This is a genomic window from Bacillus sp. F56 (assembly GCF_001748205.1).
Lineage (GTDB): Bacteria > Bacillota > Bacilli > Bacillales > Bacillaceae > Bacillus > Bacillus stercoris.
Genome location: NZ_BDFC01000005.1, coordinates 54650 through 76532, shown reverse-complemented (window position 1 = coordinate 76532; position 21883 = coordinate 54650). Strand labels below are relative to the sequence as shown.

General features: G+C 43.7%; 23 protein-coding genes. 19 read left to right on the top strand and 4 right to left on the bottom strand.

The annotated features are described in order from the left end of the window. Positions 1-13 precede the first annotated feature (13 nt). The 4 genes from ricF to coaD all read left to right on the top strand — a co-directional run bounded on the left by ricF (position 14) and on the right by coaD (position 2158). Complete coding sequence (ricF, locus tag BFW96_RS04890) at positions 14-463, top strand: regulatory iron-sulfur-containing complex subunit RicF (RefSeq protein ID WP_003221370.1); 450 nt, start codon at positions 14-16, stop codon at positions 461-463. 54 nt (positions 464-517) lie between these two features. Then, entirely contained in the window at positions 518-790 is a 273-nt protein-coding gene (locus tag BFW96_RS04885; protein ID WP_009967171.1) for a YlbG family protein, read from the top strand. A 323-nt stretch (positions 791-1113) separates the two neighbouring features. Next, entirely contained in the window at positions 1114-1668 is a 555-nt protein-coding gene (rsmD, locus tag BFW96_RS04880; protein ID WP_069838810.1) for a 16S rRNA (guanine(966)-N(2))-methyltransferase RsmD, read from the top strand. Between the two features lie 4 nt (positions 1669-1672). Then, the gene (gene coaD, locus BFW96_RS04875) at positions 1673-2158 is read left to right on the top strand and encodes a pantetheine-phosphate adenylyltransferase (RefSeq protein WP_014663869.1); all 486 of its coding nucleotides are present in this window, start codon (positions 1673-1675) and stop codon (positions 2156-2158) included. A gap of 10 nt (positions 2159-2168) precedes the next feature. Here coaD and spoVV read toward each other — a convergent pair whose 3' ends face one another. Beyond that, the gene (gene spoVV, locus BFW96_RS04870) at positions 2169-3395 is read right to left on the bottom strand and encodes a dipicolinic acid transporter SpoVV (protein WP_069838809.1); all 1227 of its coding nucleotides are present in this window, start codon (positions 3393-3395) and stop codon (positions 2169-2171) included. 180 nt (positions 3396-3575) lie between these two features. Between spoVV and BFW96_RS04865 the strand changes: the two genes are divergently transcribed. Together BFW96_RS04865 and ddcP are read left to right on the top strand one after the other, a co-directional pair. Then, positions 3576-4358, top strand: a complete 783-nt coding sequence (locus tag BFW96_RS04865) for a patatin family protein (RefSeq protein WP_069149551.1) — start codon at positions 3576-3578, stop codon at positions 4356-4358. Position 4359: 1 nt separating this feature from the next. After that, positions 4360-5385 (top strand): protease DdcP, encoded by a 1026-nt coding sequence (gene ddcP, locus BFW96_RS04860; RefSeq protein WP_069838808.1) that lies wholly within the window; start codon positions 4360-4362, stop codon positions 5383-5385. Between the two features lie 16 nt (positions 5386-5401). On the opposite strand, the gene BFW96_RS04855 is transcribed toward ddcP, so the two are convergent. Beyond that, a complete protein-coding gene (locus tag BFW96_RS04855) occupies positions 5402-6649 on the bottom strand; it encodes a nucleotidyltransferase (RefSeq protein WP_069838807.1) in 1248 nt (415 codons plus the stop codon). Beyond that, the gene (locus BFW96_RS04850) at positions 6646-6831 is read right to left on the bottom strand and encodes a hypothetical protein (protein WP_014663874.1); all 186 of its coding nucleotides are present in this window, start codon (positions 6829-6831) and stop codon (positions 6646-6648) included. The genes BFW96_RS04855 and BFW96_RS04850 overlap by 4 nt, the downstream gene beginning before the upstream one ends. 27 nt (positions 6832-6858) lie before the next feature. Between BFW96_RS04850 and BFW96_RS04845 the strand changes: the two genes are divergently transcribed. The 3 genes from BFW96_RS04845 (at position 6859) to gerR (ending at position 8305) form a co-directional block, all read left to right on the top strand. Further along, entirely contained in the window at positions 6859-7377 is a 519-nt protein-coding gene (locus BFW96_RS04845) for a YceD family protein (RefSeq protein ID WP_069837491.1), read from the top strand. Between the two features lie 21 nt (positions 7378-7398). Continuing rightward, positions 7399-7578: a 50S ribosomal protein L32 gene (gene rpmF / locus BFW96_RS04840; protein ID WP_003154457.1), complete on the top strand. Its 180-nt coding sequence runs from the start codon at positions 7399-7401 to the stop codon at positions 7576-7578. A 145-nt stretch (positions 7579-7723) separates the two neighbouring features. Continuing rightward, on the top strand, positions 7724-8305 hold the full coding sequence (gene gerR, locus BFW96_RS04835) for a sporulation-specific transcriptional regulator GerR (RefSeq protein WP_014663876.1): 582 nt from the start codon (positions 7724-7726) through the stop codon (positions 8303-8305). A 56-nt stretch (positions 8306-8361) separates the two neighbouring features. Here the strand turns inward: gerR and BFW96_RS04830 are convergent, their stop codons facing one another. After that, positions 8362-8844: an N-acetyltransferase gene (locus tag BFW96_RS04830; protein ID WP_014663877.1), complete on the bottom strand. Its 483-nt coding sequence runs from the start codon at positions 8842-8844 to the stop codon at positions 8362-8364. A gap of 161 nt (positions 8845-9005) precedes the next feature. Between BFW96_RS04830 and BFW96_RS04825 the strand changes: the two genes are divergently transcribed. The 10 genes from BFW96_RS04825 to murD all read left to right on the top strand — a co-directional run bounded on the left by BFW96_RS04825 (position 9006) and on the right by murD (position 21850). Further along, positions 9006-9899, top strand: a complete 894-nt coding sequence (locus BFW96_RS04825; protein WP_069838806.1) for a 2-dehydropantoate 2-reductase — start codon at positions 9006-9008, stop codon at positions 9897-9899. 70 nt (positions 9900-9969) lie between these two features. Next, a complete protein-coding gene (gene bshC / locus BFW96_RS04820; RefSeq protein ID WP_069838805.1) occupies positions 9970-11589 on the top strand; it encodes a bacillithiol biosynthesis cysteine-adding enzyme BshC in 1620 nt (539 codons plus the stop codon). Positions 11590-11714: 125 nt separating this feature from the next. Then, on the top strand, positions 11715-12146 hold the full coding sequence (gene mraZ / locus BFW96_RS04815; RefSeq protein ID WP_010328053.1) for a division/cell wall cluster transcriptional repressor MraZ: 432 nt from the start codon (positions 11715-11717) through the stop codon (positions 12144-12146). A 69-nt stretch (positions 12147-12215) separates the two neighbouring features. Continuing rightward, positions 12216-13151: a 16S rRNA (cytosine(1402)-N(4))-methyltransferase RsmH gene (gene rsmH / locus BFW96_RS04810; protein ID WP_014663880.1), complete on the top strand. Its 936-nt coding sequence runs from the start codon at positions 12216-12218 to the stop codon at positions 13149-13151. A gap of 39 nt (positions 13152-13190) precedes the next feature. Continuing rightward, positions 13191-13544 (top strand): cell division protein FtsL, encoded by a 354-nt coding sequence (gene ftsL / locus BFW96_RS04805; protein WP_040083221.1) that lies wholly within the window; start codon positions 13191-13193, stop codon positions 13542-13544. A gap of 5 nt (positions 13545-13549) precedes the next feature. Then, positions 13550-15691, top strand: coding sequence for a penicillin-binding protein 2B (gene pbpB / locus BFW96_RS04800; RefSeq protein WP_069838804.1), 2142 nt, complete (start codon positions 13550-13552; stop codon positions 15689-15691). Between the two features lie 116 nt (positions 15692-15807). Beyond that, a complete protein-coding gene (locus BFW96_RS04790) occupies positions 15808-17748 on the top strand; it encodes a stage V sporulation protein D (RefSeq protein ID WP_014663883.1) in 1941 nt (646 codons plus the stop codon). Positions 17749-17923: 175 nt separating this feature from the next. Continuing rightward, positions 17924-19408 carry a UDP-N-acetylmuramoyl-L-alanyl-D-glutamate--2,6-diaminopimelate ligase gene (locus BFW96_RS04780; RefSeq protein WP_069838802.1) on the top strand — a complete coding sequence of 495 codons (1485 nt, stop codon included), beginning with the start codon at positions 17924-17926 and terminating at the stop codon, positions 19406-19408. A 111-nt stretch (positions 19409-19519) separates the two neighbouring features. Continuing rightward, positions 19520-20494 (top strand): phospho-N-acetylmuramoyl-pentapeptide-transferase, encoded by a 975-nt coding sequence (mraY, locus tag BFW96_RS04770; protein ID WP_003238695.1) that lies wholly within the window; start codon positions 19520-19522, stop codon positions 20492-20494. Next, entirely contained in the window at positions 20495-21850 is a 1356-nt protein-coding gene (gene murD, locus BFW96_RS04765) for a UDP-N-acetylmuramoyl-L-alanine--D-glutamate ligase (protein WP_069149558.1), read from the top strand. Positions 21851-21883: the final 33 nt, after the last annotated feature.

The following is a 21883-nucleotide window of genomic DNA, read 5'->3' as shown; positions in this document are numbered from 1 at the left end:
GGAGGTGCATGTTATGTATGCGACGATGGAATCCGTGCGGCTTCAAAGTGAAGCTCAGCAGCTTGCCGAGATGATTCTGCAGTCGGAGACGGCTGAGAACTACCGCAATTGTTACAAGCGTCTCCAGGAAGATGAAGAGGCAGGGCGGATTATTCGTTCTTTTATCAAAATAAAAGAGCAGTATGAGGATGTACAGCGTTTTGGCAAATATCATCCTGACTATAGAGAAATATCCCGGAAAATGAGGGAGATCAAACGTGAGCTGGACCTGAACGACAAGGTGGCTGACTTCAAGAGAGCTGAAAATGAACTCCAGTCCATTCTTGATGAGGTCAGCGTCGAGATTGGGACAGCTGTTTCGGAGCATGTGAAAGTTCCGACTGGGAACCCTTATTTTGACGGTTTGTCTTCATGCGGAGGCGGCTGCGGTTCAGGCGGAAGCTGCGGATGTAAAGTGTCCTGACGAGACTGGCCGTCTCGTCTTTTACATATAAAAGAAATCAGGCAGGTGATTGTATTGGAGAATAGGCGCCAGGGCATGGTTGTGTATCTGCACTCCCTAAAGCAAAGCAAAATGCTGAGAAAGTTCGGGAATGTGCACTATGTATCAAAACGATTAAAATATGTCGTACTGTACTGTGATATGGACCAAATTGAAAAAACAATGGACAAGATTGCGTCTTACTCTTTTGTGAAAAAAGTAGAGCCTTCTTATAAACCGTTTTTAAAATTGGAATTCGAGTCAAAGCTTGATAAGGCAAAAGAATACGATTATAAAATCGGAATATAGCAATAAAAAAAACCCCCGCAGACATCTGCGGGGTCCTTCTATTCCTTAATATGTTAAGGAGAAGGCAAAGGGAGAGGAGAAACCGGAGGAAGAACTTATGGGGAAACGTAAGTCTTCTCCGCGGTTGGCAACAACATCCTCTAGATGCTGTTGCTTATAGTATGGACAAGGATCATGCTGCCTATACACCTGTTTATCAAGATTAGCGTTCATTGTTTGGGAGAATGCTTTATGTTAAGATAGGATTGATTTTTTTCTATGTACATAGCGGCGTCCGGCCGAATAAAGAAACAAAATAGCTTTTAGAAAAAGTGGTGTGGAACATGAGAGTAATTTCTGGATCAAAAAAAGGCCGTTCACTAAAGGCTGTGCCGGGAACATCAACAAGACCGACAACCGACAAAGTGAAGGAATCCATTTTCAATATGATCGGCCCTTATTTTGATGGGGGCAGGGGACTAGACTTATTCGCAGGGAGCGGAGGTCTTGGAATCGAAGCGCTTTCACGCGGGTTTGAGCATTGTATATTCGTTGACCGTGATTTTAAGGCCATTCAAACGGTAAAATCTAATTTGAAAACGCTGGAGCTTACAAAACATGCACAGGTATACCGCAATGAAGCGGAACGTGCTTTGCACGCTGCTGCAAAGAGAGAAACCGGCTTTCGCGGCATTTTTCTCGATCCGCCGTATAAGGAACAAAAGCTGAAAGCACTTTTAACTTTGATTGACGAATATCAAATGCTGGAAGAAGACGGCTTTATCGTCGCTGAGCATGACAGAGAGGTCGAGCTTCCCGAAACCGTAGGAGATCTTGTGATGACAAGAAAAGAAACCTATGGGCTTACAGGTGTGGCGATTTATAAAAAGAGGGGGTAGTGAGGTGGCGAGTATAGCTGTCTGTCCCGGCAGTTTTGATCCGGTGACCTACGGGCATCTGGACATCATCAAACGCGGGGCGCATATTTTTGAACAAGTGTATGTATGTGTGCTGAATAATTCTTCAAAAAAGCCTTTGTTCAGTGTAGAGGAACGGTGTGAGCTTCTGAGAGAAGTGACAAAAGACATTCCGAACATAACAGTTGAAACATCACAAGGACTGTTAATTGATTATGCAAAAAGAAAAAATGCCAAAGCGATATTAAGAGGCTTGAGAGCTGTATCAGATTTTGAATACGAGATGCAGGGAACGTCAGTAAACCGTGTGCTTGATGAATCCATTGAGACATTTTTCATGATGACAAACAATCAGTATTCGTTTTTAAGTTCAAGTATCGTAAAAGAAGTGGCGAGATACAACGGCTCGGTATCAGAATTTGTACCGCCGGAAGTAGAGCTTGCGCTTCAGCAAAAATACAGACAAGGATGAGGGGGTTGACTCATCCTTTTTTTGTGCCGTTTGTCAGTCTGTAAGAAAAAATGATAATGTACGTAAACAGCGCGCATAGTGTGACAGCAGGTCCGATCTGCACAAGCAGATTCCAGCCGTTTATAAATGCAGTCGGCATGTCACTGCTATTAAAAGATTTAAACACATACTGATAAGGATCATGCCACGCCGTGTAAAGCGGTTTCCATAAAAGCATGACGAAGACAGCGGCATAAACGCCCTGCAGCAAACGTGCGATAAAGAATGGTTTAAATCTAATATCAGTTTCCGATAAAATACCTGCCACTTGAGCTTGTACGGAAAAGCCGCTAAACCCGAGAATAAAGCTGACGATAATCGCTTTTTGCAGAAGAGAAACATCTGTCTCGCTGACAAGCTTGCTGCCTAACGTGATTTCAAACATCCCCGATAAAAGCGGAATGTCCAATTGAGCCGGAAGCTGGAACAAAGTCAGCGCGCCTTTTGTGAAAACAGACAAAATATCAGTCAGCTGAACCACGGACAACAGCCGATTGAAGACAGAAAATAAAATAATAAAGCCGCCTACCATAAGAAGCGTTTGAACAGAAGACGTCACGGCGTCGCCTAAAATTTTGCCCAAAGGCCGTTTTTCCGCAAGTCTGGCGGTATGAAGGGCGTGTAACGCATCTTTGATCGATGGAAAGGGTATCGTTTTCTTTCTTCTGAGATGCTGCTCTTCCTTGCGGCCGTAGGAACGCATCGTTAAACCGACAGCCAGATTCCCCAAATAGTGTGCAGAAGCCAATAAAATGCCTAGTGACGCATTTTGAAAGAAACCGACAGCAACAGCGCCGAAAATAAAGAGCGGGTTTGAAGAATTGGTAAACGACGCAAGCCGTTCTGCCTCTACTCTTGAAATTTGTTTTTCCTGCCGCAGACGGGCAGTGAGTTTTGCTCCCGCTGGGTTTCCTGATGCCATTCCCATAGCAAGAACGAAGCCGCCGACACCCGGCACGCGAAAGATCGGCCGCATAAAAGGCTCAAGCAAAACACCGACAAACCGTACAATGCCAAAGCCGATTAAGAGTTCGGACAGAATAAAAAATGGCAGCAATGACGGAAACACAACCTCCCACCACATAGAAAGCCCGGTTTTAGAGGCTTCGAATGAGGCCTGTGGATGTGAGATGACAGTCGCTGTTAAAAAAAGAAAAAACGAGGCAATCAAAAGTGTATTGATCTTCGACAAGTTCATTCTTACCTCCCCGATGCTAAAAATGCCCAATGACATGTATATCATGATAAAATAATGTATGACATGAAACGGCCAAGCAGTACCTGTCCTCTTGATTCTTTGTACTAATATACGAGCATAGGGGTTCAGTTTAGACCATAGAATTCGGTATACAGGGAATTCAGGCAGGAGGTTAACGCTTTGGCCAAACCTAAAATCGGGTTAGCGTTAGGATCGGGAGGGGCCAGAGGGCTTGCTCATCTCGGTGTGCTTTCCAGTTTACATAAGCATCAAATTCATGTGGATATGATTGCAGGAAGCAGCATGGGCGCTTTGGTGGGCAGTTTTTATGCCGCCGGCCATGACGTGGCAACGATGAAAAAAGTAGCCAAAGCCTTTAAACGGAGGCTTTATGCTGATTATACGGTGCCGAAGCTCGGTTTTCTAAAAGGTGACCGCGTCAGACAGCTTGTGCATGCTTATACATTCGGAAAACCGATTGAAGAGCTCCAAATTCCGCTGGGCATTGTTGCATGTGATTTACAGACGGGAGAAAAGATTGTGTTCCGCAAAGGATCAGTGTCAGATGCAGTGAGGGCCAGCATCAGCATACCGGGTATCTTTATTCCGCAGAGGCTGGACGGACGCCTTCTTGTAGACGGCGCGGTCGTCGATCGAATTCCGGTTTCTGTTGTAAAAGACATGGGAGCTGATATTATCATCGCTTCGGATGTATCCAGGGTTCGAAAAACTGAAACAGCAGTGCATATTTTTGATGTGATTATGCAAAGTATGGATATCCTGCAAAATGAATTGGTGCGGCATCAAACGATTGCCGCAGATATCATGATTCGCCCTTCTCTTGAAACATACAGCTCAAGCTCGTTTGCCAATATTGAAGAAATGATATCGGCAGGCGAAGAGGCGACAAACCGAATGATCAGCAAGATAAGAAAAGAAATAGAGAATTGGGAGGGCTCATAATTTGCTACGTAAAAAACATTTTAGCTGGATGCTCGTCATCCTCATACTGATCGCCGTTTTATCATTTATAAAACTTCCATACTATATTACAAAACCGGGAGAAGCGACAGAGCTTGCTCCATTGATAAAAGTGGAGGGAGGCTACCCGGAAAAAGGAAGCTTGTCCTTAATGACTGTCAAAGTGGGACCGGCTAATCCGTTTACATATGTGTGGGCAAAGATGCACCCTTATTATGAAATTGTTCCTGATGAGAGCATTAAGGAAGAAGGCGAGTCAGATAAGGAGTATATGAAAAGGCAGCTCCAAATGATGAAAAGCTCGCAAGAAAACGCGGTTATAGCCGCCTATCAAAAAGCAGGAAAAAAAGTCAGCTACTCCTTTAACGGCATATATGCAAGCTCAGTTGTAGAAAACATGCCGGCAAAAGGGAAAATAGAGGTCGGTGATAAAATCATCAGTGCAGACGGCAAAAACTATCAGTCAGCTGAAAAGCTGATTGATTATATTAGCAGCAAAAACGCAGGCGATAAAGTGACGTTAAAGATCGAAAGAGAAGAAAAAGAAAAGCGTGTCACTCTTACGTTAAAACAATTCCCTGATGAGCCGCAACGGGCTGGGATCGGTGTTTCACTTTATACGGACAGAAACGTCAAAGTGGAGCCGGATATTGATTTTGAAATCGAGAATATTGGCGGCCCTTCTGCCGGGTTAATGATGTCTCTTGAAATCTATAATCAGCTGACAAAAACAGACGAAACAAAAGGTTATGATATTGCGGGAACAGGTACCATTGATGTTGACGGAAAAGTAGGCCCGATTGGCGGAATTGATCAAAAAGTCGTCGCCGCAGACAAAGCCGGAAAAGACATTTTCTTCGCGCCAAATCAAAACGGCGCCAGCAATTCCGATTATGAAAATGCTGTAAAAACAGCAAAAGATATTGATTCAGATATGAAGATTGTGCCTGTTGATACCATGCAGGATGCGATTGACTATTTGAATAAGCTGAAAGCGAAAAGCACCTGATTCTCAGGTGCTTTTTCTATACATTTAAAAAGTGTTGTCCATCTTCGTCATAGCGAATCGGTGTATGTCCGTATTCCTGCAGGTCAAACTCGGTTCTCAGCGGCTCTTCTATCGGCAGGCTGTAAATTCTGCTTGCTTTTATGTCCAGATCGAGAGCTGGATGAGAGAAAGAGGACAGTTTGCTGACAAGCGGAACAGACAGTGCTTTTTTCTTTTCGGATAAATAAGCCTGTCCTTTTTTCGTCATGCCGAGAAGCCTGATATATGGCACCTTATCGTCGTCAAGCAGCTTTTTTATATCCTGTTTTTTTGTTCTGGTTAAAATGTGCGTATTCATCCGCTGGAGCCTTGTCCATGTATAACGTTTCGTTTTCAGCAGCTCCATATATTCCAGATAGGAGCTGGCCTTTCTGATCGAACGAAGAATTCTGTGCTCTAAACCTTCCTCCACCTCGTATATTTGCTGTAATTCCTGTGCTGTTACTGTTGAAAGGCTGTATTTCAAGTAAGAAAAGTAGCGCTCAGGTGTATGCCACAATCCGAAAGATTTGCGGTAAGCTGCTAATTCTCGTGCAGATGCAGCAGGGAGAAAACGAAGGCAGGCTTCGAGACTCTGGCCAGTCATCGCTTTTCTGATGCTTGTGGCGCTTGCGATAGGGTTTTCACCTTCAGGGAGATCGGCATCATGATAGTCCGAAGAGATGCGTGCCGTGGTATAAGGTTTCATAGGATATCCCCCGGTTAGAATCGAAGTCACATACTGGTATCCCAAAATGTTATTTGGTTTTGACAAGTCAAGTGCACTTTCGGAATGCAAAATGGAGCTGAAGGCGCTAGCCGCCGCTGCTGGATAACTCGTCCCCGTTTTAAGTTCTTCTTTAATTCGGTCATCAAATGTATGTTTATGCTCATTAATAAGCTGTGCTGTTTCTAAAAACGGCTTGATATCCCCATTCTCACTCCCGAAAAACAGCGCCTCACATTCAATTTCGTTTAGGATGGAAACACTGCCGCGTGCAAAAATGTCCGCTTTTTGCACGGCATAAAGATAAGGCAGCTCAATAACAAGATCAACTCCGCTTTGCAGCGCCATTTTTGTTCGGGCCCATTTTGACACAACAGCCGGTTCCCCACGCTGTAAAAAATGCCCGCTCATCACCGCGACAGCCGTGTCGCATCCGGTTTGCCGCTTTGCTGTTTGGGCATGATAAAGGTGACCGTTATGAAAGGGGTTATATTCAACCACCAATCCGACAGCATTCATATTTTTTCCGCCTTTCTTGCTATGTTTAAAAACGTATGGTACATTTGCAAATGAAAACTCTTACGCCTTATTTTTGTTTTAAGTGTATGCATAGCATATTCCGCTGTCAACGATACTTGGATGGCAGCATTATGCTGTAAAGAAAAAATATTGACAAAAACAATCTTAAAAGCTATAATCATGTTTGTTGCTTTCCTGAGGTGATACAAATGAAATGGACGATTTATCAGCTGCATCAAATGCCAAAACAAAGTTTTGAATTTGATGAAACAGTTGAGTTAAATGAGCTGACAAAGCTGAATTCTGACATTCGCCGCATTTCTCCCGTCCGGGTGAAGGGCAGAGCGGATATCAAATCCAAACAGGTTTCGTTTGATTTTACAATTTCAGGCGAAATGATTTTGCCATGCTCAAGAACACTCGTTGATGTCCCGTATCCATTTGAAATTTCAACAAAAGAACTGTTTATATTTCATCACACGGATGATATAGAAGATGATGACGTTCACATTGTTGAGGACGATACTATCGACTTAACTCCGATCGTGAAAGAAGAAATTCTTTTAGAAATCCCTATGCAAATCTTTTGTGAATCTGAACAAGAAAAAGGAGCTGCTCCTCAAGAAGGAAAGGACTGGCAAGTCATTTCGGAAGAAGACAAGAAGAAACAAGTTGATCCGAGACTTGCAGCCCTCGAAAAGCTCTTAAAACAAGATGATGAATCTTAACTCTTTAAGGAGGTGGGAATAATGGCTGTACCTTTTAGAAGAACTTCTAAAATGAAGAAAAGATTGCGCCGTACACATTTCAAACTTAATGTACCTGGTATGACAGAATGTCCGTCATGCGGAGAGATGAAGTTGTCTCACCGTGTATGCAAAGCATGCGGATCATACAACGGCAAAGACATAAATGTAAAAAGTAACTAATGAGAAAAGCGCAGGGTGAAAGCCCTGCGCTTTTTCTTTTTCTCTTCCTGTCAGCTTGCGGAAAATTTGTGAGTGCAAATAGTCTATCTAATCTATTACCGGCATATGTATGAGATAAATAAGCTGACATGGAGGGAGATTGAATTTGACCATTACAAGACAAGATGCTTGGACTCAGGATGAGGATTTGCTGCTGGCAGAAGTGGTGCTTCGTCATATTCGAGAGGGAGGAACACAGCTTTCCGCCTTTGAGGAGGTAGGAAGGGCGCTGACCAGAACCGCGGCAGCCTGCGGTTTCAGGTGGAACTCATATGTAAGAAAACAATACCAGTCAGGTATAGAGCTTGCGAAAAAGCAGAGGAAAGAACTGAGAAAGCAAATCGGCGTTCATTCGGTCAATATGCCGAATTCCGTGAAGCAGACTGCCTCGGCATCGTCAGAAGGAAAACGAGACTTGTCCATTCAGGATGTCATTCAATTTCTCGAACAATTTAAAGAAGCACCTTCTGCACAAGAATTTCAGCTCGAAAGGGAAAAATTGAAGGAGCAAATCCAATCGCTGCAAAAAGAGCTTGAGGATTTGCGGAGTGAAAATCAAACATTGCGGAATCAGCTAGAGATGACAGAAGAGGATTACAAGGCACTGATCGACATTATGGATCGGGCCAGAAAAATGGTTGTATCCAAGGAAGACGGAAGAATGAAAAAAGCGGCTCAAGAAACGTAAAGAAACGCTTGAAATGAACCGGCCCTATAGGAAGAATAGGCCGGTTGTTTTTATGTCTATGCGGACTCTCCCGGTGTCATTTCGCGATCCATATCAGGATGCCAGATGAGCGGATTTTCCCCTTTGTCCCGCGCCATATCATACTTAACAGTTTTAAAGTTCATTTTGTTCCAAAATTCTGCTGATTTCATTCGCGGATTTGTCCGGATTGGCATTTTGAATGATTTTGCAAATTCAACCAAGGCTCTCCCATATCCCCTGTTCTGGTAGCCTGGAAGAACCTCAAGCTTCCACAGCTCCAAATAATCCTGGCGATTGTCAAAATAGGAATTCGATTTGCCGTTAACTTGATACAGACTCATTCGTGCTACAAGTTTGTCGCCGAAATAAATCCCGTAAAAAGGCGAAGTGCTGTCATTTTCAATAATATTATCCTGAAGATCTTCAAGCATTGAAAGCTCCTGGATGCCGTATTCTTTAAATTTCTTGAATTCTTCCAGCGTTTTATAGTTGATAAGCAGACGTTCTACCTTTGTCAAACCAATCTCCCCCTTTGTTGTTTCTATATATATATTGTAAACGCTTTATTTAAAAAATCCAAATATTTAAACTTTAATTTTAAGCACATGGGATCTTTGAGAAGTAATTTCTTCATACTTCTGCTATGATAATACGTAAAAGCTAAATTGGGTGTGACATCATGAAAATTGGAATTATCGGCGGAGGCTCCGTCGGTCTTTTATGCGCCTATTATTTGTCACTTGATCACGACGTGACTGTTGTGACGAGGCGGCAGGAACAGGCTGCGGCCATTCAGTCTGAAGGAATCCGGCTTTATAAAGGCGGGGAGGAATTCAGCGCTGATTGCAGTGCAGACACGAGTATCAATTCGGATTTCGATCTGCTTGTCGTGACAGTGAAGCAGCATCAGCTTCAGTCTGTTTTTCCGTCGCTTGAACGGATCAGAAAAACGAATATATTATTTTTGCAAAACGGCATGGGGCATATCCACAACCTAAAAGACTGGCACGTTGGCCACTCTATTTATGTTGGAATCGTTGAGCACGGGGCTGTAAGAAAATCGGATACAGCTGTTGATCATACAGGCCTAGGTGCGATAAAATGGAGCGCGTTCGATGCTGAACCAGATCGGCTGAACATCTTGTTTCAGCATAACCACTCGGATTTTCCGATTTGTTATGAGACAGATTGGTACCGTCTGCTAACGGGCAAGCTGATTGTAAATGCGTGTATTAATCCTTTAACTGCGTTATTGCAGGTGAAAAATGGAGACCTGCTGACAACGCCAGCTTATCTGGCTTTTATGAAGCTGGTATTTCAGGAGGCGTGCCGCATTTTAAGGCTTGAAAACGAAGAAGAGGCTTGGGAGCGGGTTCAGGCCGTTTGCAGACTAACGAAAGAAAATCGCTCTTCAATGCTGGTTGATGTCATTGAAGGCCGGGAGACGGAAGCTGACGCCATCATCGGATACTTATTGAAGGAAGCAAGTCTTCACGGAATTGATGCCGTCCATCTAGCGTTTTTATACGGCAGCATCAAAGCATTTGAGCGAAATACAAACAAAGTCTTTTGAGCTTTTTCGGTAACATGCTATACTCATTTCGGATAACTAACTATTTATTGGAGAAAGGAAGTTCTAGAAGATGCAGCTAACTGAACTTTCCATCAAAAATCAGAATGTGTTTGTACAGCACTATATAGATGGCAAAGAAGAAATGTCTTCTTTTTTTGATTACAGCATTCATCATAAGGACATGTGGCGTGAAAGACTGCAAGACTTATCCTCCCGGTTTTTCGCAAGAGAGGAATTGGCGGCGTACTTATCCTCGTACCATAATAAATTCGGTTCAAGTGCGATGCAGTCCGCTATTGAGAAGCTGAAGGACCCGTCAAGTGCCGCTGTAGTCGGCGGACAGCAGGCAGGACTTTTAACAGGGCCGCTTTACACCATACATAAAATCATTTCAATCATTGTTTTAGCAAAGCAACAAGAAAAGGAACTGCAAGTGCCTGTCATACCGATCTTCTGGGTGGCCGGAGAAGACCACGATTTGGATGAGATTAATTTTGTTCATATTTCTGAAGAGAATGGTCCTGTGAAAAAAAAGCTATCTCAGTCATATTGGAAGAAGTCATCAGCAGCGAGCACAACGCTTGATCAGGAAAAGTGTTCCGCGTGGATAGATGATGTGTTTGCCGCTTTTGAAGAAACAGACCACACGAATTCACTTCTTGACAATGTGAAACGATGTTTACGAGAATCTGTTACGTTTACTGACTTCTTTGAGCTGCTGATCGCGGATCTGTTCCAAGAGGAGGGCTTAGTTTTATTAAATTCTGGAGATCCTGGGATTAAAAAGCTGGAAACGGCCATGTTCCAAAAGATTCTTCGAGAAAATGATGAACTCGCCCGCGCTGTATCAGATCAGCAGGCCTTCATGCGCCAAGCAGGCTACAAACCGATTATCGAGTCCGGAAAAGAGCAGGCAAATCTGTTTTATGAATATGAAGAAGAACGTTTTTTAATTGAAAAAGATAACGGCCGATTTGTTGTCAATGAGCTTGATCTAGGATGGACGATGGATGAACTTCATACGCATATGGAAGAACATCCGGAGCGCTTCAGCAACAATGTTGTAACGAGACCTTTAATGCAGGAATTTCTCATTCCGACTTTAGCATTTATTGCAGGCCCTGGAGAAATCAACTATTGGGGTGAGCTCAAACAGGCTTTTGCGGTGATGGGTTTTAAAATGCCTCCTGTCATGCCAAGGCTGAACATTACGATACTTGAGCGGCATATTGAGAAAAAACTGGCTGAACGGAATATCTCGTTACAAGATGCGATTGAGCGCGGAACGGAGAATCAAAGAGAGACATACTTCGAGCGCCAGATTCCGGAAGAGTTTACGGCGGTGATGGATCAAGCGAGAAGCCAAATTGAAGCGATTCACAAAACGGTCCGGCAGGAGGCGTTAAAGGTCGATCAAAGCATGGAACCTTTACTCCTGAAAAATGCCGCTTTTATTCAGGATCAGCTTCAATTCTTAGAGCGCACGGTGACGAAGCGAATTGAGGAAAAAGAAGGCTACGTATTGAAGGATTATGAGAGAATTCAAAATAGCATTAAGCCGCTTCTTGCGCCGCAAGAACGGATTTGGAATATCATGTATTATTTGAACAGGTACGGTCCAAAATTCTTCATGACATTCAAGAATCTGCCATTTTCTTTTCAAAATCAACATCAAGTTGTCAAACTTTGAAATAAAGTTTTAAAGAACCCTGAATAGTTCAGGGTTTTTTTTTATGGGTAAACAGTGTAAAATGAAGTTGTGGAGCGAAGTGGTGAATAGTGGTGAGTTAAGGAGAGAAAGTGGGGCAAGAGATCATGTTTATGGGTGAATATCAGCATACCATCGATGCGAAAGGCCGCATGATCGTACCCGCTAAATTTAGAGATGGCCTAGGTGAGCAATTTGTGCTGACCAGAGGGCTTGACCAATGTCTCTTCGGCTACCCTATGCACGAATGGAAACAAATTGAAGAAAAACTGAAAGCTCTTCCTCTCACAAAGAAAGATGCCCGCGCGTTTACCCGTTTCTTCTTTTCAGGGGCGACCGAATGCGAACTGGACAAGCAAGGCAGGGTAAATATTGCATCATCTCTATTGAATTACGCCAAACTGGAAAAAGAATGTGTTGTTATCGGGGTTTCTAATCGAATTGAATTGTGGAGTAAAGTAATTTGGGAACAATACACAGAAGAGCAAGAAGATTCATTTGCTGAAATTGCTGAAAACATGATTGGGTTTGATATATAATGATTCTTCGTGTATAACACTCTAAAAACAATTTCAATTCATCCTGATAAAAGGTGGGACCAACACAAAATGTTTCAACACAAGACAGTACTTCTTCGTGAAACCGTAGACGGACTCAATATTAAACCGGACGGTACATATGTAGACTGCACACTCGGCGGAGCTGGGCACAGTACATACTTATTGCAGCAGTTATCCGAGAAGGGGCGTTTAATCGCTTTTGACCAAGATGATATGGCATTACAGCATGCGAAAGAAGCGTTGTCCGATTATAAAGGGCAGCTTATTCTGATTAAAAGCAATTTCAGGTATTTAAAAGAATGTTTGAATGAACAAGGTATTACAGAAGTAGACGGTATTTTATTTGATTTAGGGGTGTCCTCTCCGCAGCTGGATACACCGGAGCGCGGATTCAGTTACCATCATGACGCACCGTTGGACATGAGGATGGACCAGTCGGCTACGCTTACGGCGAAAGAAGTCGTTAATGAGTGGCGCTATGAGGATCTCGTCCGTATTTTCTTTAAATACGGAGAAGAGAAGTTCAGTAAACAGATCGCCAGAAAAATTGAGGAGGCAAGAATGAAGTCTCCTATTCAAACTACGGGCCAACTGGTCGATCTAATAAAAGACGCGATTCCCGCTCCAGCGAGAAGGAGCGGGGGACATCCCGCTAAACGCGTGTTTCAGGCAATCAGAATTGCCGTAAACGATGAACTTAGGGTGTTTGAAGAAGCTTTGGAGCAGGCAATTGAGGTTCTGAAGCCAGGGGGCAGGGTATCGGTCATTACCTTCCACTCGCTAGAAGACAGAATTTGCAAAACCACTTTTAAAGAAAAGTCGTCGCTTCCGGAACTTCCTCCGGGTCTTCCTGTTATACCGGAAGAGTTTGAGCCGGAGCTGAAGCTCATCACACGAAAACCGATTACGGCATCTCAAGAAGAGCTTGAAGAGAACAACAGGGCCCGTTCTGCCAAGCTTCGGATTGCTGAAAAAAGAAAATAACGAAACGCGAATGCAAAATTAAAAGGAGGTCATCAGCCTATGAGCAATTTAGCTTACCAACCAGAGAAACAGCAGCGGCATGCGATCAATCCTGAGAAAAAAGTGATTGTCAAAAAAAGGGCTTCCATTACTCTCGGAGAAAAAGTGCTTCTTGTCCTCTTTGCTGCGGCGGTGCTCAGCGTATCGCTTTTGATCGTATCGAAGGCATATGCGGCATATCAAACCAATATTGAGGTGCAAAAGCTTGAGGAGCAAATTTCATCCGAAAATAAGCAAATTGGTGACCTCGAAAAAAGCGTTGCTGATTTAAGCAAACCGCAGCGCATTATGGACATTGCGAAAAAGAACGGCTTGAATTTAAAAGATAAAAAAGTGAAAAACATACAGGAATGATTCAAATGCCAAAAAAGAATAAATTTATGAATAGAGGAGCAGCGATTCTAAGTATTTGTTTCGCTCTCTTTTTCTTTGTCATCCTAGGGAGAATGGCATATATTCAAATAACCGGAAAAGCGGACGGCGAAGTGCTTGCGACAAAAGCGACAGAGCAGCATGAAAAGAAACGGACCATCGAGGCAAGCCGCGGCTCGATTTTAGATCGAAACGGAAAAGTGATTGCTGAGGACACGGCGACGTATAAGCTGATTGCGATTCTCGATAAAAAAATGACCACTGATGTCAAGCATCCTCAGCATGTCGTAGACAAAGAAAAAACGGCGGAAGCATTGTCTAAAGTGATAAACTTGGACAAGGCCGACATCCTTGATATCTTAAATAAAGATGCAAAACAAGTCGAGTTTGGCTCAGCTGGCCGGGATATTACGTATTCACAAAAGCAAAAAATCGAAAAAATGAAACTCCCGGGCATTTCATTTTTACGGGATACAAAACGCTACTATCCAAACGGTATATTTGCATCTAATCTAATCGGCTATGCCGAGGTTGATCAGGACACAAATGAAATTTCCGGCGCGATGGGATTAGAGAAAGTGCTGGATAAGTATTTGAAGGAGCGGGACGGATATGTGACATATGAAAGCGACAAATCCGGCTGGGAGCTCCCAAACAGCAAAAATAAAATTACCGCGCCAAAAAATGGTGACAATGTATATTTAACCATTGACCAGAAAATTCAAACCTTTTTGGAAGACAGCATGACAAAAGTGGCGCAAAAGTATAATCCGAAAAAAATTATGGCCGCAGTCGTCGATCCGAAAACAGGCAAAGTCCTTGCCATGGGACAGCGGCCAAGCTTTGATCCGAACAAGCGCGATGTGACAAACTACTATAATGATTTGATTTCATATGCGTATGAACCCGGATCAACGATGAAGATCTTTACACTCGCTGCTGCGATGCAGGAAAACGTGTTTAATGCGAACGAAAAATATAAATCAGGTACGTTTGAAGTTGGCGGGGAACCTGTCAGGGACCATAATGGAGGCGTTGGCTGGGGGCCGACAACCTATCATGACGGCGTCCTAAGATCGTCGAATGTTGCATTTGCGAAACTGGCGAAAGAAAAGCTGGGATATGACCGCCTCAATCAATATTTGCACAAATTCAATCTTTACCAGAAAACAGGTATTGATTTGCCAGGAGAAGTCTCCAGCAAAATTAACTTTAAATATGAATTTGATAAGGCGTCAACCGCATATGGACAAGCGTCTGCAGTCACACCAATTCAGCAGCTTCAGGCCGCAACGGCAATTGCGAATAACGGCAAAATGATGAAGCCTTATGTGATTGACCATATCGTTGATCCCGATAAAGATAAAACTATTTATCAAAATAAGCCGGAATCAGCCGGAACTCCGATTTCTGCAAGCACTGCGAAAAAGGTGCGGGATATATTGGGAGAAGTCGTTACATCGAAGATCGGGACAGGGCAAGCCTATAAAATCGAAGGTTTTGATGTTGCCGGGAAAACAGGTACTGCGCAAATAGCTGGAAAAGGCGGATATTTAGACGGAACAGATGACTATATCTTTTCGTTTATGGGTATGGCACCAAAAGATGATCCTGAGCTTTTGATTTATGTTGCTGTACAGCAGCCGCAACTAAAAGCAGGACAAAGCAGTTCAGATCCAGTATCAGAAATCTTCAACCCAACAATGAAAAACAGCCTGCATTACCTAAACATAGAGCCAACTGAAAAATCTGACTCAGATAAGGAAGAAACAAAAGCGCAGACAATGCCTGATTTAACAGATCAAACGGTTACTGCTGCTCAAAAGAAAGCAAAAGAAGAGAATCTCACACCGATTGTCATCGGCAGTGATGTCGCTGTAAAAGAACAGTATCCGAAAGCGGATGAGGAAGTTCTCACCAATCAGAAGGTTTTCCTGAAAACGGGCGGCAAAATCAAAATGCCTGATATGACAGGGTGGTCGAGAAGAGAGGTTCTTCAGTACGGCGAGCTCGCGGGAATTCATATTGAAGTAAACGGCCAAGGCTACGCTGTCAGCCAAAGCGTCAAGAAAGACAAAGAAATAAAAGATAAAACCGTAATCAAGGTTAAGTTTAAAAATCCTGATTAAAAAGAAAGCTTGCGTTATGCAGGCTTTCTTTTTTTATGCCTTCAGAGGAGCCTCGTTCTACCTGTCCAATTTCAGGCATAAAATAAAACAAGCCTAAATAAGGAGTGAACGGTCTCTTGCGCGTCTCGAATGTAACGGTTAGAAAACGTTTATTATTTGTTTTGCTTTTTGGCGTGATCGTGTTTCTGATCATTGATACAAGGCTGGGGTATGTTCAGTTTGTGATGGGCGAAAAACTGACTTCGCTGGCGAAAGATTCCTGGAGCCGTAACTTGCCGTTTGAGCCGGAGAGAGGCGAGATTCTGGACCGGAACGGCGTGAAACTCGCAACAAACAAAAGTGCGCCGACCGTATTCGTCGTGCCGCGCCAAGTACAGAATCCGATGAAAACGAGCAAGCAGCTTGCGGCGGTGCTCAACATGTCAGAAGAAAAAGTATATAAACATGTGACAAAAAAAGCGTCAATCGAAAAGATCACTCCTGAGGGGAGAAAAATTTCAAATGAGAAGGCGAAGGAAATCAAAGCGCTTGATTTAAAAGGTGTGTATGTTGCGGAGGACAGTATCCGTCATTACCCGTTCGGCAGCTTTTTATCTCATGTGCTTGGATTTGCAGGAATTGACAACCAAGGGCTCCTTGGACTGGAAGCCTATTACGACGATGATCTAAAAGGGGAAAAAGGTTCTGTTAAGTTTTATACAGATGCCAAGGGAAAGAAGATGCCTGATGAAGCGGACGACTATACGCCGCCTAAGGATGGGCTTGATATGAAGCTGACAGTTGATTCAAAGGTTCAGACGATACTGGAAAGAGAGCTTGATAACGCTGAGGCCAAATATCATCCGGACGGTATGATTGCCGTAGCCATGAATCCGAAAAACGGAGAAATCTTGGGGATGTCTAGCAGGCCTGACTTTGACCCTGCTGATTACCAATCAGTCGATCCGTCCGTCTACAATCGAAATCTGCCAGTATGGAGCACGTATGAACCGGGATCTACCTTTAAAATCATTACGCTTGCAGCAGCCCTTGAAGAGCAAAAAGTTAATTTAAAACGGGATCAATTTTATGATAAGGGGCATGCGGAAGTGGACGGAGCGAGACTGCGGTGCTGGAAAAGAGGCGGGCACGGGCTGCAGACGTATCTAGAAGTTGTACAGAACTCCTGCAACCCGGGGTTTGTTGAATTGGGCGAGCGCTTAGGAAAAGAAAAGCTTTTCAAATATATCAAAGACTTTGGTTTTGGACAAAAAACGGGAATTGACCTTCAAGGCGAGGGAACAGGCATCTTGTTCCCGCTTGACAGAGTGGGTCCGGTGGAGCAAGCAACTACAGCTTTCGGACAGGGAGTATCCGTCACGCCGATTCAGCAGGTTGCAGCCGTATCTGCCGCTGTAAACGGAGGGACGCTCTACACACCTTATATTGCAAAGGAATGGATCGATCCTGTTACGAAGAAAACGGTCAAAAAACAATCTCCAATCGCAAAGAAACAAGTCATTTCTGAAGAAACATCCAAACAAATCCGCTATGCTCTAGAAAGCGTTGTCGCAGAAGGCACCGGCCGCAATGCATTTGTGGAAGGATATCGTGTCGGAGGAAAAACGGGAACGGCACAAAAGGTTAAAGATGGAAAATACCTCGAAAACAACCATATTGTATCATTTATCGGTTTCGCGCCCGCCGATGATCCGAGTCTGGTTGTCTACGTTGCGGTGGATAACCCGAAAGGCACGATTCAGTTTGGCGGAACGGTTGCAGCGCCTATTGTCGGGAATATTATGAGAGACAGCCTGCCGGAACTTGGTGTGAAGCCCCGGAAAAATCAAATCGAGAAAAAATACCAATGGAACGACACAAAAACAATAGAAGTTCCGAATGTTGTAGGGATGTCTGTCTCAGATCTTGAGTCACTATTGGTGAATCTCAATGTAGATGCTTCCGGGAAAGGAAGCAAAATCGTTAAACAATCGCCAGCTGCCGGAACGAAAGTAAAAGAGGGTTCGAAGATACGCGTGTATTTGACTGAAGAAGATGAAAAGGAGGCAGCCGATTGATTCGGGCTGCCTATTCTTTTATTGCAGAAAAAATGCTGATATCTTTCAAGATTAGCTGGATGTATCCTTTTATTTACGCTAAAATATGAACTGTATGCTTAAAATCATTACCACATCCTTTGATGTGACTTCAATGATAAAAAGAACGAATTAGAATGTTGAGAGGTTTGATACGATGAAACTTACAAAGCTGCTTACATACTTAACAACCGAACCTTCTGTAAACGACTCACAAGACCCTGAAATAACTTCAATTGAGATGGACTCCAGAGAAGTAAAGAAAGGGAGTCTTTTTGTATGTGTAAAAGGGTATACGGTGGATGGCCACGATTTTGCGCAAAAAGCAGTAGAAAACGGCGCAGCGGCTATTGTGGCAGAACGAGAGGTCGATGTGGATGTTCCTGTTATTATTGTCCGGCAGTCACTTCGCGCGCTCAGCGTTTTGTCTGATGCGTTTTACGGACAGCCGACGAAGAAGCTCCAACTGATCGGGATAACGGGGACAAACGGCAAAACTTCAACGACCCATATGGTCGATGAGATCTTGAAAAAAGCGGGAAAACGCACAGGCTTGATCGGTACAATGTACATGAAAATCGGAGACGAAACACTTCCAGTGAAAAACACGACTCCGGAAAGCGTCACGCTGCAGAAAACGTTTAAGAAAATGAATGACAAGCACGTCGACACTGCTATCATGGAGGTTTCTTCCCACGCCTTGTCTTTAGGACGCGTTCATGGCTGTGATTATGATATTGCCGTGTTTACGAATTTAACGCAGGACCATTTGGACTATCATAAAACGATGGATGAGTACCGGCATGCAAAAAGCCTGCTCTTTTCCCAACTTGGCGGGGCTTTCAACCATGAACATCCTAAGCGTGCCGTACTGAATGCTGACGATGAGGCGAGCGCTTATTTTGAAAAGGTAACAGCAGCGCATATCTCTACATACGGAATTAAAAACAATGCTGACGTGATGGCGAAGAACATCAATATCACTGCACAGGGCACAAGCTTTGATCTCGTGACAAACAAAGGCACGAAGCACATCACGATGTCTCTCGTCGGACAATTTAATGTGTATAACGTGCTGGCCGCTGTTGCGACATGTATTGCAGCAGGCATACCATTTGAAATCATCACTGAGGCTGTTGAAGAATTGCGTGGTGTAAGAGGACGTTTTGAATTGGTCAATCAGCAGCAGGAGTTTCCAGTCATTGTAGACTACGCGCACACACCTGACAGCCTTGAAAATGTGCTGCAGACCTGCAGAGACATGACAGAAGGAAAGCTATTTGTCGTTGTCGGCTGCGGTGGAGACAGAGATAAGACGAAACGCCCGAAAATGGCTAAAATTGCTGTGGAGCTGGCTGACGAGCCAATTTTTACTTCAGATAACCCGAGAAGCGAAGACCCTCGCGCGATTTTAAGAGATATGGAAGCCGGGGTAGAGAACGCATACTATCACAGTATTGCAAACCGCGAACAGGCGATCTTTTTCGCGATTGCCAATGCCAAAAAAGGCGACGTTGTCCTCATTGCAGGAAAAGGACATGAAACCTATCAGCAGATCGGAAATGAAACCTTCGATTTTGATGATGCTGAAGTAGCGGCGAGAGCCATTGTTGAACTCAATAAGAATAAGACGAATTCATAGGAAAGAGATGTTATTGAATAATGGAGCTTGAAAAGATTTTTCATATGGAAAAAAATCATGAATATGATAACTACGTATGTCGTTTGAAAGAAACAGGAGGAGAAAAGGACAATGCTTGAGCAAGTCATTCTGTTTACAATTTTAATGGGTTTTTTAATTAGTGTTCTGCTCTCTCCGATTCTTATTCCGTTTTTAAGAAGATTAAAATTCGGCCAGAGTATTAGAGAAGAAGGACCGAAATCACATCAGAAAAAATCAGGGACACCGACAATGGGCGGGGTCATGATTATACTTTCTATCATAGTGACAACTATTGTGATGACACAGAAGTTTTCAGAAATAAGCCCCGAAATGGTGCTGCTTCTGTTTGTTACGCTCGGCTATGGATTGCTTGGCTTTTTAGATGATTACATCAAGGTTGTCATGAAGCGCAACCTTGGATTGACATCAAAGCAAAAGCTGATCGGCCAAATTATTATTGCAGTTGTATTTTATGCGGTGTACCATTACTACAATTTTGCGACAGATATTCGCGTTCCTGGAACTGACTTATCATTTGATCTAGGCTGGGCTTACTTTATTCTGGTGCTCTTTATGCTTGTCGGCGGATCAAATGCAGTTAACCTGACTGACGGCCTTGACGGCTTATTATCCGGTACTGCGGCGATTGCTTTTGGCGCCTTTGCCATTCTGGCATGGAATCAGTCTCAATATGACGTAGCGATTTTCTCAGTGGCCGTTGTCGGCGCAGTTCTGGGCTTCCTTGTATTTAATGCTCATCCGGCCAAAGTGTTTATGGGAGATACGGGATCGCTTGCATTGGGAGGAGCCATCGTTACCATTGCCATTTTAACGAAATTAGAGATCCTGCTGGTTATCATTGGCGGTGTATTCGTTATTGAGACATTATCTGTTATTCTGCAGGTCATCAGCTTTAAAACGACAGGTAAACGAATTTTCAAAATGAGTCCGCTTCATCACCATTACGAGCTTGTTGGCTGGTCTGAATGGAGAGTAGTCGTGACGTTTTGGGCTGCGGGACTGTTGCTTGCCGTTTTAGGAATTTACATCGAGGTGTGGTTATAAGTGGAAAATGATCAATTTTTACAGAATCAGCATTTTTTAATCCTTGGGCTTGCGAAAAGCGGGTATGCGGCGGCCTCCATTCTTCATGAAAAAGGCAGTTATGTTGCAGTCAATGACCAAAAGCCTTTTGAAGAAAACGAACCGGCACAAAAGCTCTCTGAAAAAGGAATCGAAGTGGTTTGCGGAGAGCATCCAGTTTCTCTGTTCGATCAGCATCAAATCACGATTCTGATCAAAAACCCGGGAATTCCTTATGAAAACATTATGGTTCAGGAAGCGGAGAAAAGAGGCATTCCGGTTTGGACGGAAATTGAGCTCGCTTACTACCTGACAAACGCCAAGTTTATCGGAATTACCGGATCGAACGGTAAAACAACCACGACAACACTGATTTACGAAATGCTCAAAGCTGACTCGCAAAAAGCACTGATTGCCGGAAACATCGGCACAGTCGCAAGTGAGGTTGCCTATCATGCTGATGGGGACGAATGGATCGTTACTGAACTGTCTTCGTTCCAGCTGATGGGAACACACGCTTTCAGACCGGAAATCAGCCTGATTTTAAATGTATTTGACGCCCATTTGGATTATCACCATACACGGGAAAACTATGAAAAAGCGAAACAGAAAGTGTATCTTCATCAGACTGCCTCAGATAAAGCCATTGTCAACCAAGATGATGACACGGTTGTGCGTCTTGCTGAAGCTGGAAAAGCCGAAACAGTCCCATTTTCAGTCAGCAAAACGCTTGAACAGGGCGCTTACGTAAAAGACAGTATGATTATGTTTAACGGCGAAGCCATTCTTCCTCTGGAAGAGGTTGTCCTGCCCGGCGCTCATAACCTGGAGAACATTTTAGCAGCGATTGCAGTTGTGAAAACGGCAGGTGCATCCAATGAGGCGGTTAAAAAAGTGCTGACAAGCTTTACTGGCGTGAAGCACCGCCTCCAATATGTGACGACAGTGAATGGCCGCAAATTTTATAACGACAGTAAAGCAACAAACATTTTGGCGACAAGCAAGGCGCTATCAGCTTTCGATAAGCCGGTCATTCTGCTTGCGGGCGGACTGGATCGCGGAAATGGTTTTGATGACTTGAAACCTTATATGAAGCATGTCAAAGCAGTGCTTACATTTGGCCAGACGGCGCCAAAACTTGAGAAACTCGGCAATGAGCTGGGAATACAACATGTCAAACGTGTCGATAATGTTGAACAAGCAGTATCTGCGGCGTTTGCGATCTCAAATGAAGGAGATGTCATCCTGCTGTCACCCGCGTGTGCGAGCTGGGATCAATTCAAAACATTTGAAGAACGCGGTGACATGTTTATAGATGCCGTGCATATGCTTAAGTAAGGGCTTGTCTTGAAGTGAATCGGCAGCCCTAAT

Bases quoted from the DNA above. Each gene is read 5' to 3' on its own strand.
- ftsL (WP_040083221.1), top strand. From the start codon at position 13,191: ATGAGCAATTTAGCTTACCAACCAGAGAAACAGCAGCGGCATGCGATC.
- ricF (WP_003221370.1), top strand. From the start codon at position 14: ATGTATGCGACGATGGAATCCGTGCGGCTTCAAAGTGAAGCTCAGCAG.
- BFW96_RS04850 (WP_014663874.1), bottom strand. From the start codon at position 6,831: ATGATTATAGCTTTTAAGATTGTTTTTGTCAATATTTTTTCTTTACAG.
- spoVV (WP_069838809.1), bottom strand. From the start codon at position 3,395: ATGAACTTGTCGAAGATCAATACACTTTTGATTGCCTCGTTTTTTCTT.
- mraZ (WP_010328053.1), top strand. From the start codon at position 11,715: ATGTTTATGGGTGAATATCAGCATACCATCGATGCGAAAGGCCGCATG.
- BFW96_RS04855 (WP_069838807.1), bottom strand. From the start codon at position 6,649: ATGAATGCTGTCGGATTGGTGGTTGAATATAACCCCTTTCATAACGGT.
- rsmD (WP_069838810.1), top strand. From the start codon at position 1,114: ATGAGAGTAATTTCTGGATCAAAAAAAGGCCGTTCACTAAAGGCTGTG.
- pbpB (WP_069838804.1), top strand. From the start codon at position 13,550: ATGCCAAAAAAGAATAAATTTATGAATAGAGGAGCAGCGATTCTAAGT.
- BFW96_RS04825 (WP_069838806.1), top strand. From the start codon at position 9,006: ATGAAAATTGGAATTATCGGCGGAGGCTCCGTCGGTCTTTTATGCGCC.
- BFW96_RS04845 (WP_069837491.1), top strand. From the start codon at position 6,859: ATGAAATGGACGATTTATCAGCTGCATCAAATGCCAAAACAAAGTTTT.
- BFW96_RS04780 (WP_069838802.1), top strand. From the start codon at position 17,924: ATGAAACTTACAAAGCTGCTTACATACTTAACAACCGAACCTTCTGTA.
- rsmH (WP_014663880.1), top strand. From the start codon at position 12,216: ATGTTTCAACACAAGACAGTACTTCTTCGTGAAACCGTAGACGGACTC.
- bshC (WP_069838805.1), top strand. From the start codon at position 9,970: ATGCAGCTAACTGAACTTTCCATCAAAAATCAGAATGTGTTTGTACAG.
- rpmF (WP_003154457.1), top strand. From the start codon at position 7,399: ATGGCTGTACCTTTTAGAAGAACTTCTAAAATGAAGAAAAGATTGCGC.
- mraY (WP_003238695.1), top strand. From the start codon at position 19,520: ATGCTTGAGCAAGTCATTCTGTTTACAATTTTAATGGGTTTTTTAATT.